The sequence below is a fragment of the Micromonospora sp. NPDC007230 genome (genome assembly GCF_042869115.1).
Classification (GTDB): domain Bacteria; phylum Actinomycetota; class Actinomycetes; order Mycobacteriales; family Micromonosporaceae; genus Micromonospora.
Genome location: NZ_JBIAFE010000003.1, coordinates 1 through 14,339, shown reverse-complemented (window position 1 = coordinate 14,339; position 14,339 = coordinate 1). Strand labels below are relative to the sequence as shown.

Below are 14,339 nucleotides of genomic sequence, written 5' to 3'. Positions count from 1 at the left end.
AACAGCACAATGGGTGGGGTGGACGACAAGAGCCTGACCGAGAACAGCGCCGCCCCCAACCGGACGAGCCTCTGGGGAGGCCGGTTCGCCGGCGGCCCCGCCGAGGCGCTCGCGCGGCTGTCGGTGAGCGTCCAGTTCGACTGGCGCCTCGCCCCGTACGACATCGCCGGCTCCCGGGCGCACGCCCGGGTCCTGGCCGGCGCCGGCCTGCTCGACCCCGAGGAACTGGGCAAGATGCTGGCCGCGCTGGACGACCTGGAGGCCGCCTGCGCCTCCGGGGCGTTCCGCCCGACCGTCGATGACGAGGACGTGCACACCGCCCTGGAGCGCGGCCTGCTGGAGCGGCTCGGCAGCCTCGGCGGCAAGCTGCGCGCCGGCCGGTCCCGCAACGACCAGGTCGCCACCGACCTGCGGCTCTACCTGCGCGATCACGCCCGGGGCGTGGCCGCCCGCCTGGTCGAGCTGGCCGAGGCGCTGGTCGAGCAGGCCGGGCGGCACGTGGACACCGCCGCCCCCGGCATGACCCATCTCCAGCACGCCCAGCCGGTCACCTTCGGGCACTGGCTGCTCGCCCACGTGCAGCCGCTGCTGCGCGACCTGGAGCGGCTGCGCGACTGGGACCACCGGGCGGCGATCAGCCCGCTCGGCGCGGGCGCGCTCGCCGGCTCGGGCCTGCCGCTGGACCCGGTGGCGGTCTCCAAGGAGCTGGGCTTCCGCACGTCCTTCGCCAACTCGATGGACGCGGTCGCCGACCGGGACTTCGTCGCCGAGTTCCTCTTCGTCACCGCGATGATCGGCGTGCACCTGTCCCGCCTCGGCGAGGAGGTGGTGCTCTGGACGTCGCACGAGTTCGGCTGGGTGGAGCTGGACGACGCGTTCGCCACCGGTTCGTCGATCATGCCGCAGAAGAAGAACGCGGACATCGCCGAGCTGGCCCGGGGCAAGTCCGGCCGGCTGGTCGGCGGCCTGATGAGCGTGCTCACCATGCTCAAGGGCCTGCCGATGACCTACGACCGGGACATGCAGGAGGACAAGGAGCCGGCCTTCGACGCGGTCGACACCCTGGAGCTGCTGCTGCCGGCGCTCGCCGGGATGATCTCCACGATGACCGTACGCGTCGACCGCTTGGTCGCCGCCGCGCCGGTCGGTTTCTCGCTCGCCACCGAGGTGGCGGACTGGCTGGTCCGCCGGGGCGTGCCGTTCCGTGACGCGCACGAGATCACCGGCCAGTTGGTGGCGCTCTGCGTGGCCCGGGACTGCGCCCTGGACGAGGTGTCCGATGCCGACCTGGCCGCGGTCAGCCCGCATCTGGACCCGTCGGTGCGGGACGCGCTCTCGGTGCGCTCCGCCCTCGCGGCCCGGACCACCCCCGGCTCGACCGGCCCCGGCCCGGTCGCCGACCAGCTCGCCGTCGCCGCGGACAAGCTGGCCGGCTGGCGCGACTGGGCCGCCGAGCAGGTCGTGCCCCGCTGACCCCAGGGACGGAAAGGAGCAGGCCCTCAGCATGCTGCTGAGGGCCTGCTCCTTCGCTGTGTCAGGACTGCTTGGCAGACTTGACGAACGAGCGCCACGTCTGCGGGTCGAAGGCGAGCACCGGGCCGGCCGGATCCTTGCTGTCGCAGACGGCAACCACGCCCGGCAGGTTGTCGGCCACACCTCAACGCGGCGGGTGTGTCCCACCTTGAATGCGGTCAGGCCGTCGGTCGCTCACGCTTGGGCAGCTTGGCCACCACCGCGTCGTACGACCCGTCGAGCGCCTCGCGCAGTTCCTCGTCGGGGATGCCGCCGTCGAGCCGCAGCGTGTTCCACCCCGAACGGCCGATGTATGGGGAGGCGCGGGCGTCGTCGGGGAACCGGTGCAGCCACTCGTCGGCGACCTCCCGGGACGGGCCGCACTTCAGGCCCACCCGCGCGTCGCCCTCCGGCGAGCCGAGGAAGGCAAAGATCCTGCTGCCGACCTTGACCACCTCGTCGCCCTCCCACGGCTGGTCCAGCCAGGCGCCCGGCTTCGCCAGGCAGTACGCCCGCATCTCGTCGCGCGTCATCGCGTCCTCGTCCCGTCCACCCGGGCAGTCTCGCCGGACCCTGTGACAGTTTCCGTCGGTCAGTCGGCGGTGCCGGTGCGCACCGTGATCCGGTCGTAGCGCTGCCGGGCCGCCTGCGCGCTGCCCAGCCCGAGCCCGAAGGCGATCGCCTGCCAGGTCAGCCCCCGGCCGCGGGCCACCTGCACCAGGCCCGCCTCGAGCGCGTCCACCTCCGCCCGCACGTGCGGGACCAGGGTCAGCGCCGCCATCAGGTCCGCCTGGTCGACCGGCTCCTCGCCGGGCTCCAGCTCCGCGCCGCCGGCGAGGGCCATCACCAGCGTGGCCGCCTCGTACGCGTCCGGCACGTCGGGGTGTGCGTACCGCCGGCGGCGGGCATTGGTGCCGGCGTGGCGCTCGGCGATCCGCAGCAGCGCGGCGTAGTTGCGGTGTGCGCGGGCCTGGGCCGCGTCCGGAGCGGTGAACGGGTCGTTGTCCAGCGTGGGCATGGTTCCATGACACACCCTTGAACAGCATCTTGTCAACGGTGTATTGAAAAGGTCGTCAGCGTCTAGCGGCTATCGTCGACCCATGACCAGTGCCGAGCCCGCCACCACCGCAGCCGACCTGGCCGACCTGCTGGCCGGGCCGGTCGTGCCGGCCGCCCGCGGGCTGCTCGGCTGCCTGCTCACCGCCGACGGGGTCACCGTCCGGATCACCGAGGTCGAGGCGTACGCCGGCACCGCCGGGGACCCGGCCTCGCACGCGCACCGGGGCCGCACCAAGCGCAACGCGGTGATGTTCGGCCCGTCCGGGCGGGCGTACGTCTACTTCACCTACGGGATGCACTGGTGCATGAACGTGGTCACCGGCCCGGACGGGGAGGCCTCGGCGGTGCTGCTGCGCGCCGGAGAGGTGGTCGACGGGCTGGCGGCGGCCCGGTCGCGACGCCCTGCCGTACGCCGGGACGTGGACCTGGCCCGCGGGCCCGCCCGGCTCTGCGCGGCGCTCGGCATCGACGGCGCGGTCTACGGCGTCGACCTGCTCGGCGACGGCCCGGTACGGCTGAGGCCCGCGGCGGCGCCGGTGCCGGCGGCGGCGATCGCGGCCGGCCCCCGGGTCGGGGTGACCGGGGCGCACGACGTGCCCTGGCGGTTCTGGATCGCCGGCGATCCGACGGTGAGCGCCTACCGCCGCCACGTGCCCCGCACCCGTCGCTGACGCCGGCGGCTGCCGGACGGCGGTGCGGGCTGGCCACCGGCCCGGTGAAGCGGCATTCTGTCGGACGGGGTGACCATAATCACGACGCCAGGTCCCGCCCGCCCGCGTCGTACGCCTCTCGCCGGGTGCCGCCCGGACCTGGCAGCCACCCGCTCGGCACGGATCGGAGGACCGGCATGGCGACACTGCTCGCAATCGGCACCGGCAAGGGGCTCTTCCTCGCCAGCAGCACCGATCGACGCGCCTGGGAGGTGACCGGCCCGCACTTCCCGATGACTGGCGTCTACGCGGTCGCCGTCGACAAGCGCGCCGGCCGGCCCCGCCTGCTCGCCGGGATGACCAGCTCGCACTTCGGGCCGAGCGTGGCGACCAGCGACGACCTCGGCGCCTCCTGGCAGGAGCCCGACCGGGCGCCGGTGGCCTTTCCGGCCGACACCGGCGCCAGCCTGGGCCGGGTCTGGCAGCTCACTCCGGCGGGCGCCGACCAGCCCGACGTGGTCTGGGCCGGTGCCGAGCCGTCCGCGCTGTTCCGCTCCGACGACGGCGGGCGCAGCTTCCAGCTCGTCCGGGCGCTCTGGGACCATCCGCACCGCGAGTCCTGGGGCGCCGGCTTCGGCGGCCAGGCGATCCACAGCGTGCTGCCGCATCCGCGGGATCCGGCCCGGATGGCGGTGGCCATGTCCACCGGCGGGGTCTACCGCACCGAGGACGCCGGGGCGAGCTGGACGCCCGGTAACAGCGGCATCCGGGCCTACTTCCTGCCGGACGAGTGGCCCGAGTTCGGGCAGTGCGTCCACAAGATCGCCCGGGACGCCGGCAACCCGGACCGGCTCTACGCGCAGAACCACCACGGCGTCTACCGCTCCGACGACGACGGGCGCACCTGGAGCTCGATCGCCGCCGGCCTGCCCAGCGACTTCGGCTTCCCGATGGTCGCCCACCCGTCCCGCCCCGGCACGGTCTACGTCTTCCCGCTGGTCGCCGACGGGCAGCGCTTCCCGGTCGACTACCGCTGCCGGGTCTACCGCTCCACCGACGCGGGCGACAAGTGGGAGCCGCTCTCGGTCGGGCTGCCCGAGGGGCCGTTCTACCCGTCGGTGCTGCGCGACGCGATGTGCGCCGACGACGCCGACCCGGCCGGGGTCTACTTCGGCACCCGCTCCGGCGAGGTCTACGCCAGCCCGGACGAGGGTGACTCCTGGTCGCTGGTCGCCGCCCACCTGCCGGACGTGCTCTGCGTCCGGGCCGCGGAGGTGTGAGTGGTCACCGTGCTGCTGCCCGGCCCGCTGCGCGGCGAGGCGGGCGGCGCGAGCCGGCTGACCGTCGCCGCCACCGGCACGCTGCGGGCCGTCCTCGACGAGCTCGACGGCACCTGGCCCCGGCTGGGCCGCCGGATCCGCGACGAGCGCGGCGAGCTGCGCCGCTACGTCAACGTCTACGTCGACGGCGAGGACTGCCGGCACGCCGGCGGGCTGGACACCCCGGTCGGCGACGGCGCGGAGGTGCAGGTGCTCCCCTCCGTGGCCGGCGGCTGACGGGGCCGCGTGCCGGACAGGAGTGACGCCGGCGGGCCGCAACCGGCCGGCGGGTGGTGACCTGGGCCACGCCGCCCACGACCCATGACGGAATAGTTGACTCGTCAAATATGTTGTGGGGTGCGATCCGGGCCGCACCGGCCCGGGCGTCACGCGAGGAGCTGGATCATGCAGTTCGGAGTCTTCACCGTCGGCGACGTCACGGTCGACCCGACCAACGGGCGGCTGCCGTCCGAGCGTGAGCGGATCAAGGCCATGGTGGCCATCGCGCTCAAGGCCGAGGAGGTCGGGCTTGACGTCTTCGCCACCGGCGAGCACCACAACCCGCCGTTCGTGCCCTCGTCGCCGACCACCATGCTCGGCTACATCGCCGCCCGGACCGAGCGGCTGCTGCTCTCCACCTCGACCACGCTGATCACCACCAACGACCCGGTGAAGATCGCCGAGGACTACGCGATGCTCCAGCACCTGGCCGACGGCCGGGTGGATCTTATGCTGGGGCGCGGCAACACCGGCCCGGTCTACCCGTGGTTCGGGCAGGACATCCGCAACGGCATCCCCCTCGCCATCGAGAACTACGACCTGCTGCACCGGCTGTGGCGTGAGGACGTGGTCGACTGGAAGGGCCGGTTCCGCACCCCCCTGCAGTCGTTCACCGCCACCCCACGCCCGCTGGACGGGGTGCCGCCATTCGTCTGGCACGGCTCGATCCGCAGCCCGGAGATCGCCGAGCAGGCGGCCTACTACGGCGACGGCTTCTTCGCCAACCACATCTTCTGGCCCAAGGAGCACACCCAGCGGATGATCGGGCTCTACCGGCAGCGCTTCGAGCACTACGGCCACGGCTCCGCCGACCAGGCCATCGTCGGCCTCGGCGGGCAGGTGTTCATGCGGAAGAACTCCCAGGACGCCGTCCGCGAGTTCCGGCCGTACTTCGACAACGCCCCGGTCTACGGGCACGGGCCGTCGCTGGAGGAGTTCACCCGGGAGACCCCGCTGACCGTGGGCAGCCCGCAGCAGGTCATCGACCGCACGCTCGGCTTCCGCGAGTACGTCGGCGACTACCAGCGTCAGCTCTTCTTGATGGACCACGCCGGGCTGTCCCTGAAGACCGTCCTGGAACAGCTCGACCTCCTTGGCGAGGAGGTCGTCCCGGTGCTGCGCAAGGAGTTCGACTCGCTGCGACCGGTGCAGGTGCCGGAGGCGCCCACCCACGCCTCGCTGCTGGCCATGGCGGGCGGCGCCAGGGACAACACGGTGCACGCCGTCGACGACGTGACCGGCAAGGCGCCCGAGGGGGCCCGATGACCCGGCGCACCCTGGCGGTGGTCTCCGCCGGCCTCGGCCAGCCCTCCTCGACCCGGCTCCTCGCCGACCAGCTCGCCGCGGCCGCCCGCGACGAGCTGGTCCGGCGCGGCGCCGAGGTGGAGATCCGCCCGATCGAGCTGCGCGAGCACGCCCACGACGTGGTGAACCACCTGCTCACGGGCTTCCCGTCGGCCGCCCTGCGCGAGGCGCTGGACACCGTGGCCGGGGCGGACGGGCTGATCGCGGTCACCCCGATCTTCAACGCCTCGTACAACGGGCTGTTCAAGTCGTTCTTCGACGTGGTGGACCGGGACGCCCTGGCCGACCGGCCGGTGCTGATCGGTGCCACCGGGGGCACCGCCCGGCACTCGCTCGCCCTGGAGCACGCGGTCCGGCCGATGTTCGCGTACCTGCGGGCGGTGGTGGTGCCGACGGTGGTCTACGCGGCGCCGGAGGACTGGTCCGGCGAGAGCGCCGACGGTGCCCTGCGGGCCCGCATCCGGCGGGCCGGGGTCGAGTTGGCGGAGCAGGTGGACCGCCGCCCGGTCGCGACCGGCCCGGCCGACCCGTTCGCCCTCACCACCAACTTCGAGGACCTGCTCGCCGGCCGCGACCCGGTCTGACCGGCCCGTTCCGGGCGGTCCTCACTCCGCCCGCTCGTACGGATGGGCCACCAGCACCGGGCAGTGCGCGTGCTGCACCAGCGCCTGGCTGACCGACCCGAGCAGCAGTCCGGCGAAGCCGCCGCGGCCCCGCGACCCGACCACCACCAGCGCCGCCTCCCCGCTCGCCTCGATCAGGGCCTGCTCCGGGGAGGCGGCCCGGACCGGCCGCTCGACCACGGCCAGCACCGGATGGTCCGCGCGGACCTGGGCCGCCGCCCCGGCCAGCAGCTCGGCCGACTCGGCCTGCCCGGCCGCCGCGGACTCAGCCGCCTGCTCCGGCACCGGCCCGGCCCGCTCGGGCGGCCGGACGTGCACCAGCACGAGATCGCTGTCGCGGCGGTCCGCCTCATCGGCGGCTAGCCCGACGGCGAGCCCGCCCGACTCGGAGCCGTCCACGCCCACCAGCACCGGTCCGTCGACCGGGATCGGCTGCTCGGCCGGGCGGACCACCAGCACCGGGCAGTGCCCGTGCTGGGCCACCTGGCCGCTGACCGAGCCGAGCAGCAGCCCGGCGAACCCGCCCATCCCCCGGCTGCCCACCACCACCAGGTCGGCCCGGCGGGACTCCTCGACCAGCGTGGCGCCCGGACCGCCGGCCACCTGGCGTACCTCCACCCGCAGGCCCGGATGCCGGTCGGTCAGGTCGCCGGCCACCTGTTCGAGCATCTTCTGCGCCGCCTCGGTCGGCGCCGGCACCCCGAGGTCGTACGGGTTGAGTGGCACGCCGTAGCCGAGCGGGTGCAGGTAGCCGTGCACCAGGTGCAGCGGCCGGGATCGCTGGACGGCCGCCCGCGCGGCGTGCTCGGCGGCGGTCAGGCTGGTCGGTGATCCGTCGACCCCCACCACGACAGGTCGGTTCATCGGAATCCCTTCGGTCGGCTCAGGCCATTGTCGGCGGCCCGCTCGTCCCCGGACCGCATTTGCCCGGCCACCCCGGCGTTGACACCTCGGCCCCGAGGTTCGGCCTGCCGGACCGCCATCCGTGTCGGCGGGGGAGGGGCCGGCGCGGAGGCGTCCCGGGGAAATCCGGCGGCGTCGCGCATCCGCGGTCCGGGACCTTCGGCCCTGACGATCCCGGCCGGGTCGAGGTCCAATGGATCCAGGACCGTCGACCCGGACCGTGGACGGGGGTGAGACTGATGACTCCGCTGGAGATGCTCCGCGCGCATCCGTTCCTCGCCGGGCTGCCGCCGGAGTGGCTGCCCCCGCTGACCGGTCACGCCCGCCCCGTGGTGTGGCACCCCGGGCACCGGCTGTTTCGCGCCGGGCAGCCGGCGGAGCGGTTCTGGCTGGTCCGCGGCGGCGAGGTGGCGCTGGACTTCCCGGTGCCCGGTCGCGGTGACGTGGGGATCGAGACGATCGGCGCGGGTGGGGTGGTCGGCTGGTCCTGGCTCTTCCCGCCGTACCGATGGCAGTTCGGGGCGGTGGCCGTGCGGCGCAGCCTCGCCGTCGAGTTCCAGGCCGCCGGGGTACGCCGGCTGATGGAGTCCGACGACGCGCTCGGCCGGCAGCTCACCACCTGCTTCATGAGCGTGGTGGTGGACCGGCTGCAGGCCTCCCGGGTCCGCCTGTTGGAGCTGTACGGCTATCAGACGAGGCTGCCGCCCACCGGCTGACCGCCGTCGGTCCGCCGCACGACCAGCTCGTCCACCTCCAGCCGGCCGATGCGCAGCTCCTTGATGACCGCCCGGCGGATCGCCAGCCGACCGATCGCCAGCGTGCCGACCGCGACGGCACCGAGCGCCGCCGCGGCGAGCGCCAGCGGCGCGGCCGCCGTCGGGCCCAGGGCCCGCGGGCCGGCCAGCATCGGGCCCGTGACGGAGGGGGTACGCATCGGGAATGCCGGCCGGTGCCGGCAGTGGGTCATCCGCTTCACCCGACGAATCCTCCGCTCCCACCCGGCCGTCCGGGGCGGGTCCGGGCGCCGGTCCACCGCCCGGGTGACGTCGCCCGTTCGCCAGCGGGTCCGAACCTGTCGGTCGGTCCGCGTATCCTCCGGCGGTGACCAGTGAGGTGCGGCTCCGCCCGGTGCGCGACGACGACCTGCCCGCGTTCTTTCGCCACGAGCAGGATCCGCAGGCCAACTGGATGGCCGCGTTCGGCCCGAAGGACCCGGCCGACCGGGCCGCCTTCGACGACCACTGGACGCGCATCCGCGCCGACCCGCGCATCGTCCTCCGGACCGTGACGGTCGACGGGGAGGTGGTCGGGCGCGTGACCGCCTTCCCGGTGGGGGAGCGCACCGAGGTCAGCTACTGGATCGATCCGCGCCGCTGGGGCCGGGGCCACGCCACCGCCGCGCTCGCCGCGCTGCTGCGTGAGCTGCCGCAGCGTCCGGTGCACGCCCGCGCCGCCAAGGACAACGCCGCCTCGCTCGCCGTGCTCCGCAAGTGCGGCTTCGTGGTGGTCGGTGAGGACTCCGGGTACGCCAACGGCCGCGGCACCGAGGTCGAGGAGTACGTGCTGGAGCTGCCCGCCGTGGCGGCTGACCAGCGCGACCACTAGTCTCCCCCGGGTGAACTGGCTGGAACTCGTCGGCTGGGCCGGCTCCGCGCTGCTGGTCTGGTCGCTGCTGCAGACCCGCATCCTGCGGCTGCGCGCCCTCAACCTCGTCGGCTGCCTCATCCTGATCGGCTACAACGCCGCCGTGCACGTGTGGCCCATGGTCGGGCTGAACGTGGTGCTCGCCGTGATCAACGTCTGGTACCTGCGGAAGCTGCTGGCCACCCGGCACGACGAGCAGACCTACCAGGTGGTCGAGGTGGGCACCGGGGACGCCTTCCTGGCCCACACGCTGCGGGTGCACGCCGCCGACATCGCCCGGTTCAACCCCGCCTTCCGCTGGGACCCGGCCGGCGCCGACCGCTCGGCGTTCCTCGTGGTCCGCGCCGACCAGGTGGTCGGCGTGGTGGTGTCGCACGCCGAGGCCGACGGGGTGGCCCAGATCGACCTCGACTACGTCACCCCGCCGTTCCGCGACTTCACCCCGGGCGAGTTCGTCTACCGGCGCAGCCGCCTCTTCACCGACCGCGGCTTCCGCCGGGTGGTCAGCCCGCCCGGCATGGTCGCCCCGTACTACCACCGGCTCGGCTTCAACCGGGAGGGTGACGCGTTCGTGCTGGACCTGCCCGCAGCCCCGGCCGGGCAGCGCGGGTAGCCGGGGGAGCGGATCGGGCGCGCGGCGGAGGATTCGCGGGCCGGTCCGATGGGCACCGGGCCGCCTCAGCCGGGGTGGCCGGGCGGCCCGGACGGCGCGCCGAACGGGAAGTCAGCGACCGGCGGGAGCAGCTGCACCCGGTCGGCGGGGAACTGGTGGGTGCTCCGGCCGAGGACCCGGGCGGCGGCGCGCAGCAGCCACGGTCCCGACGGGTGCAGCTCCGGCGCGATCAGTCGCCCGACCACCCGGGTCCACCAATGGCCGGCGACGATCACGTCGGTGATCCGCAGCCGGTCCGGCGGCCAGCCGCCGCGCACCACCACGTCGACCACCCGGCCCAGCCGCCGCCCGTGCAGGTCGTACGCCATCCGGCCGAGCAGCTCACCGGCGCGCATGATCCGCCCCCGGGATCTGGTCGATCACGTGCCGGCGCAGCCAGGACTCGGTGGGAGACGGCGGCAGGTCGGCCGCCCGGCAGCGCAGGCGTACCGCGCTGTCCACCTCGGCGACCTGGGCGAGCGGGATGCGTCGCGGCGGCACCGGCACCTCCTCGGCGAACCGCTCGGCGATCGACACCAGCAACCGCCCGATCCGGCCGCCGATCCGCTGCCCCAGCACGCCGTGCCCGGAGAGCAGGCAGTCCACGTACGGCACCCCATCGGCGTCGATCGCGAACGCGATGTCGTCGACCCGGCCGACCAGCCGGCCATCCCGGTCGACGATCTGCCGGTCGAGCAGCTGCTTGGCGAGCTGGAGCCTCACTGTCCCATCCTCGTGATGATCGCCAACGGGATCGCCGCCACCGACGCGGCGACGATGAGCAGCAGGAACACGGCCCCGAGCAGGTTGATCCACGGGCCGTTGACCCGGTCGCCCAGGTAGTTGCGGTCGTTCGCCACCACCAGGATCGGCAAATACGTCAGCGGCAGCACCACCGCGCTGAGCACCAGCATGTATTCGGTGAGCTGCACCGGGTCGATGGTGGTCAGCAGCATCAGCACCCCGAGCAGCACGCTGACCAGCAGCACGGTGTGGAACCGCGCCGCCTCCCGGGGGGTGACCCGCTTACCCCACTGCCAGCCGAAGTACTGCGCCACCGCGTACGCGGCGGACAGCCCGGTCTCCAGCGCGGCGCCGAAGGTAACCGCGAAGAACGCCAGCACCGCGACCGCCAGCCCGGCCCCGCCCAGCGCGGTCGCCACCGGCCGGGCCACCTGGTCGAGGCTGTCCAGCGCCGTCCCGGACGGGTGGTACGCCACGGCCGCGACGGCGAGCAGCGACAGCGCCAGGAACCCGCCGACCGGGAAGCCGATCAGCACGCTGGAACGCGCGTCGGCCAAGTCGGCGGCGCTCCATTTCTCCTCCACCCCGCCGGAGGAGAAGAAGAACACCTCGTACGGGCTGACCGTGGAAGCGAACAGCGCCACGGCCACGAACCAGTACACCGACCAGCCCGCCCCGGCGGAGCTGACGTACAGCGCCTCGTGGCCGAGGCGCACCCAGTCGGTGGGCAGGGCGAACAGTGCGACCGCGAACACCAGCAGCGCCAACCCGGCCAGCCCGAACACCCGCTCCATCAGCGCGAAGCGCATCCGCCACAGCACCAGCCAGACCGCGACCGCGGCCACCGGCACCCAGAGCAGGTAGCTGAGCCCGGTCGCCAGCTGCAGCGCCAGGGCCACCCCGCCCAGCTCCGCGGCGAGGGTGACCACCGTGACCAGGTAGGAGGCGACCAGGTTGAGCAGCGCCACCCGCGGCCCCAGCCGCTCCCGGACCAGGTCGAACACGGCCCGGCCGCTCACCGCCGCGATCCGGCCGGACATCTCCGCGTACGCGCAGATGCCCAGCACCCCGACGAGCAGCACCCACGCGTGGGCCATGCCGAACCGGGCGCCGGCCTGGCTCGCCGCCACCAGGTCGCCGATGTCGACGAAGCCGCCGATGGCGGACAGGACGCCGAGGGTGGCGGCGAGGAGCTTCCTCACGTCGGATCGGGAGCGGGTGATCTCACCGACGCGACGATATCGGCGTCAAGTATCTCTTTTAGGCTGAATCGACCAGGCCGTCGCCCGCGCCGGCTCCGGTGGCGCGTCGTTCGGCACCCGTCCGAGGTCAGGCGGCGGTGAGATTCTGCAGCCGTACCTGGCCACGCGCGACCAGCCGGCCGTCCCCGTCGGTGATCTCCACCAGCCAGAGCTGCTGGCTCCGGCCCCGGTGGATCGGGGTGCCCACCGCGGTCAGCTCGCCGTCCCGCACCGCGCGCAGGAAGTCGGTCTGGTTGGACACGCCCACCACCTGGCCCTTGTCGCCCAGCCAGAGCGCGCCGCCGATGCTGGCCGCCGTCTCCACCACCGAGCAGTAGACCCCGCCGTGCTGGATCCCGTACGGCTGGTGCAGCTCCGGGCGGACCTGCCAGCGGATCACCACCCGGTCCCCGCTGACCTCGTCGAACTTCAGGCCCAGCAGGGCCACGAAGCCCCCGGTCAGGTCCGGCATCTCCACGGCAGCCCTCCTCGCCCTCGATGCAGCGCCAGCCTAATCGCCTCGGCGTGGGCAAACCCGGTACGGGTCCTGGCCGGTGATGGGGGAGAATCGGTAGCCGTGACCGACAGCAACCTCCCGCAGGGGCGGGACTCCCTGACCGAAGACCTGCAGTGGCGGGGCCTGATCCAGGACTCGACCGGCCTCGACGAGCTGCGCGAGCTGCTCGACGGCGGGACGGCCACCTTCTATGTGGGCTTCGATCCGACCGCGCCCAGCCTGCACGTCGGCCACCTCATGCAGGTCATCACCGCGCGCCGGCTCCAGCTCGCCGGGCACCGGCCGCTGCTGCTGGTCGGCGGCGCCACCGGCCAGATCGGCGACCCGAAGGAGACCGCCGAGCGCACCCTCAACCCGCCCGAGGTGGTGGCGGGCTGGGTCCAGCGCATCCACGACCAGCTCGCCCCGTTCGTCTCGTACGCCGGGGAGAACGCGGCCCGACTGGTCAACAACCTGGACTGGACCGGCGAGATGTCGGTGGTCGAGTTCCTCCGGGACGTCGGCAAGCACTTCCCGGTGAACAAGATGCTGGCCCGCGAGGTGGTCAAGGCCCGGCTGGAGACCGGCATCAGCTTCACCGAGTTCAGCTACCAGCTGCTGCAGGCCAACGACTTCTTCGAGCTGCACCGCCGGCACGGCTGCCAGCTCCAGTACGGCGGCTCGGATCAGTGGGGCAACATCACCGCCGGGGTCGACTACATCCGCCGGCGGGGCGCCGGGCCGGTGGAGGCCTTCACCACGCCGCTGGTCACCAAGTCGGACGGCACCAAGTTCGGCAAGACCGAGGGCGGCTCCATCTGGCTCGACCCGGAGATGACCAGCCCCTACGCCTTCTACCAGTTCTGGGTTAACGCCGACGACCGGGACGTCGTCCGCTACCTGCGCTACTTCAGCTTCCGCTCGCGGGAGGAGTTGGAGGAGTTGGAGAAGGCGACCGCGGAACGGCCCCAGGCCCGCCTGGCCCAGCGGGCGCTCGCCGAGGAGCTGACCGCGCTGGTGCACGGCGAGCGGGAGATGGCCCAGGCGGTCGCCGCCAGCCAGGCGCTCTTCGGCCGCGGTTCGCTCGAGGAGCTGACCCCGGCGACCCTGCGCGCCGCGTTGACCGAGGCCGGCCTGGTCCACCTGGCCGAGCTGCCGGACGTCGCCGGCCTGCTCAAGGAGTCCGGGCTGGTGCCGAGCATGAAGGAGGCGCGCCGGGTGATCGCCGAAGGCGGCGCGTACGTCAACAACACCCGGGTGACGGACGTCGACGCGACCGTGTCGGCGGACGACCTGCTGCACGGGCGGTACCTGGTGCTGCGCCGGGGCAAGCGTTCCTTCGCGGGCGTTGAGCTGCGCAAATAGTCGTATCTCGACAATGTGACGTGGGACGCGCCCAGCGGATTTGACGATCAAACCGCTGGGCGCGTAACTTTCTCTCTGCCAGCGCGGAACGGACGAAACAGGGCGAAAGCCCAAAAGGCCGGAGCGCGGGAATGACCGCCAGGATCGGATGGTTCTCTCCGTCTGACCCTGGACCCGGGTGGTGCCCCGGATTCGCCGCGAGGCGGATTTGGCGAGGCGGAACCGACCAGGTAAGGTTATGGGCCGGCAGGGATACGGACGAGCAAGCGGGAGACCGCAGCGGCCGTCCTGCCGAAATCCACGAGGCGTCCGGCGTGAGTCGGTCGAATCGAGGTGCCCGGCAAAAGGGTGGAAGCACGACGAACCGCCAGAGAGCGGTTTGACACGGCAGAAACCACCGGGTAACGTAGTAAAAGCGCCCGGCGCGAGAGCGGCGGTCGCGGTGAACGAAATGCCCCGGACAGGGTCCTGCATGATGCGGGGTTGCTGGATGGTGTGTGGTTGTTCTTTGAGAACTCAACAGGGTGCTTGATAAGCCAGTGCCAAA

At 73.1% G+C, this 14,339-nt stretch carries 19 protein-coding genes; 10 read left to right on the top strand and 9 right to left on the bottom strand.

Translation table 11 applies throughout. The annotated features are described in order from the left end of the window. Window positions 1-9 precede the first annotated feature (9 nt). Window positions 10-1,473 (top strand): argininosuccinate lyase, encoded by a 1,464-nt coding sequence (gene argH, locus ACFYML_RS05280; RefSeq protein WP_387419720.1) that lies wholly within the window; start codon window positions 10-12, stop codon window positions 1,471-1,473. Window positions 1,474-1,534: 61 nt separating this feature from the next. On the opposite strand, the gene ACFYML_RS05275 is transcribed toward argH, so the two are convergent. The 3 genes from ACFYML_RS05275 to ACFYML_RS05265 are packed head-to-tail and all read right to left on the bottom strand — an operon-like array spanning window position 1,535 to window position 2,530. Then, window positions 1,535-1,654, bottom strand: a complete 120-nt coding sequence (locus ACFYML_RS05275) for a DUF397 domain-containing protein (protein WP_387419419.1) — start codon at window positions 1,652-1,654, stop codon at window positions 1,535-1,537. A 37-nt stretch (window positions 1,655-1,691) separates the two neighbouring features. After that, window positions 1,692-2,045: an MmcQ/YjbR family DNA-binding protein gene (locus ACFYML_RS05270; RefSeq protein WP_387419418.1), complete on the bottom strand. Its 354-nt coding sequence runs from the start codon at window positions 2,043-2,045 to the stop codon at window positions 1,692-1,694. Between the two features lie 59 nt (window positions 2,046-2,104). Continuing rightward, window positions 2,105-2,530 carry a DNA-binding protein gene (locus tag ACFYML_RS05265; protein WP_148799218.1) on the bottom strand — a complete coding sequence of 142 codons (426 nt, stop codon included), beginning with the start codon at window positions 2,528-2,530 and terminating at the stop codon, window positions 2,105-2,107. 82 nt (window positions 2,531-2,612) lie between these two features. On the opposite strand from ACFYML_RS05265, the gene ACFYML_RS05260 reads away from it, so the two are divergent. The 5 genes from ACFYML_RS05260 (at window position 2,613) to ACFYML_RS05240 (ending at window position 6,708) form a co-directional block, all read left to right on the top strand. After that, the gene (locus tag ACFYML_RS05260; protein ID WP_387419417.1) at window positions 2,613-3,242 is read left to right on the top strand and encodes a DNA-3-methyladenine glycosylase; all 630 of its coding nucleotides are present in this window, start codon (window positions 2,613-2,615) and stop codon (window positions 3,240-3,242) included. 176 nt (window positions 3,243-3,418) lie between these two features. Then, a complete protein-coding gene (locus ACFYML_RS05255; protein ID WP_387419416.1) occupies window positions 3,419-4,501 on the top strand; it encodes a WD40/YVTN/BNR-like repeat-containing protein in 1,083 nt (360 codons plus the stop codon). After that, the gene (locus tag ACFYML_RS05250; protein WP_387419415.1) at window positions 4,502-4,777 is read left to right on the top strand and encodes a ubiquitin-like small modifier protein 1; all 276 of its coding nucleotides are present in this window, start codon (window positions 4,502-4,504) and stop codon (window positions 4,775-4,777) included. A gap of 168 nt (window positions 4,778-4,945) precedes the next feature. Further along, complete coding sequence (locus ACFYML_RS05245) at window positions 4,946-6,085, top strand: LLM class flavin-dependent oxidoreductase (RefSeq protein WP_387419414.1); 1,140 nt, start codon at window positions 4,946-4,948, stop codon at window positions 6,083-6,085. Further along, a complete protein-coding gene (locus ACFYML_RS05240) occupies window positions 6,082-6,708 on the top strand; it encodes an FMN reductase (protein WP_357442756.1) in 627 nt (208 codons plus the stop codon). Before ACFYML_RS05245 ends, ACFYML_RS05240 begins: the two co-directional genes overlap by 4 nt. Window positions 6,709-6,729: 21 nt before the next feature. On the opposite strand, the gene ACFYML_RS05235 is transcribed toward ACFYML_RS05240, so the two are convergent. Next, window positions 6,730-7,617 carry a universal stress protein gene (locus ACFYML_RS05235; RefSeq protein WP_387419719.1) on the bottom strand — a complete coding sequence of 296 codons (888 nt, stop codon included), beginning with the start codon at window positions 7,615-7,617 and terminating at the stop codon, window positions 6,730-6,732. Between the two features lie 272 nt (window positions 7,618-7,889). Here ACFYML_RS05235 and ACFYML_RS05230 point away from each other — a divergent pair, with 272 nt between their 5' ends. Next, the gene (locus ACFYML_RS05230) at window positions 7,890-8,366 is read left to right on the top strand and encodes a cyclic nucleotide-binding domain-containing protein (protein WP_387419413.1); all 477 of its coding nucleotides are present in this window, start codon (window positions 7,890-7,892) and stop codon (window positions 8,364-8,366) included. Here ACFYML_RS05230 and ACFYML_RS05225 read toward each other — a convergent pair. After that, entirely contained in the window at window positions 8,339-8,617 is a 279-nt protein-coding gene (locus ACFYML_RS05225) for a hypothetical protein (RefSeq protein ID WP_387419718.1), read from the bottom strand. The two genes, ACFYML_RS05230 and ACFYML_RS05225, sit on opposite strands and share 28 nt — an antisense overlap. Window positions 8,618-8,751: 134 nt before the next feature. Here ACFYML_RS05225 and ACFYML_RS05220 point away from each other — a divergent pair, with 134 nt between their 5' ends. After that, complete coding sequence (locus ACFYML_RS05220; RefSeq protein WP_387419412.1) at window positions 8,752-9,255, top strand: GNAT family N-acetyltransferase; 504 nt, start codon at window positions 8,752-8,754, stop codon at window positions 9,253-9,255. Between the two features lie 10 nt (window positions 9,256-9,265). Further along, window positions 9,266-9,907 carry a hypothetical protein gene (locus ACFYML_RS05215; RefSeq protein ID WP_387419411.1) on the top strand — a complete coding sequence of 214 codons (642 nt, stop codon included), beginning with the start codon at window positions 9,266-9,268 and terminating at the stop codon, window positions 9,905-9,907. A gap of 65 nt (window positions 9,908-9,972) precedes the next feature. On the opposite strand, the gene ACFYML_RS05210 is transcribed toward ACFYML_RS05215, so the two are convergent. The 4 genes from ACFYML_RS05210 to ACFYML_RS05195 form a co-directional block, all read right to left on the bottom strand. Further along, window positions 9,973-10,302: a PRC-barrel domain containing protein gene (locus tag ACFYML_RS05210; protein ID WP_387419410.1), complete on the bottom strand. Its 330-nt coding sequence runs from the start codon at window positions 10,300-10,302 to the stop codon at window positions 9,973-9,975. Further along, window positions 10,289-10,669, bottom strand: coding sequence for a hypothetical protein (locus ACFYML_RS05205; protein WP_387419409.1), 381 nt, complete (start codon window positions 10,667-10,669; stop codon window positions 10,289-10,291). The genes ACFYML_RS05210 and ACFYML_RS05205 overlap by 14 nt, the downstream gene beginning before the upstream one ends. Further along, complete coding sequence (locus ACFYML_RS05200) at window positions 10,666-11,892, bottom strand: NRAMP family divalent metal transporter (RefSeq protein ID WP_387419408.1); 1,227 nt, start codon at window positions 11,890-11,892, stop codon at window positions 10,666-10,668. Before ACFYML_RS05200 ends, ACFYML_RS05205 begins: the two co-directional genes overlap by 4 nt. Before the next feature lie 127 nt (window positions 11,893-12,019). Beyond that, a complete protein-coding gene (locus ACFYML_RS05195) occupies window positions 12,020-12,403 on the bottom strand; it encodes a PaaI family thioesterase (RefSeq protein ID WP_387419717.1) in 384 nt (127 codons plus the stop codon). Between the two features lie 105 nt (window positions 12,404-12,508). Between ACFYML_RS05195 and tyrS the strand changes: the two genes are divergently transcribed. Continuing rightward, entirely contained in the window at window positions 12,509-13,792 is a 1,284-nt protein-coding gene (tyrS, locus tag ACFYML_RS05190; RefSeq protein ID WP_387419407.1) for a tyrosine--tRNA ligase, read from the top strand. Window positions 13,793-14,339: the final 547 nt, after the last annotated feature.

Coding starts and splice junctions, on each gene's coding strand:
- argH (WP_387419720.1), top strand. CDS start 10: ATGGGTGGGGTGGACGACAAGAGCCTGACCGAGAACAGCGCCGCCCCC.
- ACFYML_RS05270 (WP_387419418.1), bottom strand. CDS start 2,045: ATGACGCGCGACGAGATGCGGGCGTACTGCCTGGCGAAGCCGGGCGCC.
- ACFYML_RS05265 (WP_148799218.1), bottom strand. CDS start 2,530: ATGCCCACGCTGGACAACGACCCGTTCACCGCTCCGGACGCGGCCCAG.
- ACFYML_RS05260 (WP_387419417.1), top strand. CDS start 2,613: ATGACCAGTGCCGAGCCCGCCACCACCGCAGCCGACCTGGCCGACCTG.
- ACFYML_RS05255 (WP_387419416.1), top strand. CDS start 3,419: ATGGCGACACTGCTCGCAATCGGCACCGGCAAGGGGCTCTTCCTCGCC.
- ACFYML_RS05245 (WP_387419414.1), top strand. CDS start 4,946: ATGCAGTTCGGAGTCTTCACCGTCGGCGACGTCACGGTCGACCCGACC.
- ACFYML_RS05240 (WP_357442756.1), top strand. CDS start 6,082: ATGACCCGGCGCACCCTGGCGGTGGTCTCCGCCGGCCTCGGCCAGCCC.
- ACFYML_RS05230 (WP_387419413.1), top strand. CDS start 7,890: ATGACTCCGCTGGAGATGCTCCGCGCGCATCCGTTCCTCGCCGGGCTG.
- ACFYML_RS05225 (WP_387419718.1), bottom strand. CDS start 8,617: ATGACCCACTGCCGGCACCGGCCGGCATTCCCGATGCGTACCCCCTCC.
- ACFYML_RS05210 (WP_387419410.1), bottom strand. CDS start 10,302: ATGCGCGCCGGTGAGCTGCTCGGCCGGATGGCGTACGACCTGCACGGG.
- ACFYML_RS05195 (WP_387419717.1), bottom strand. CDS start 12,403: ATGCCGGACCTGACCGGGGGCTTCGTGGCCCTGCTGGGCCTGAAGTTC.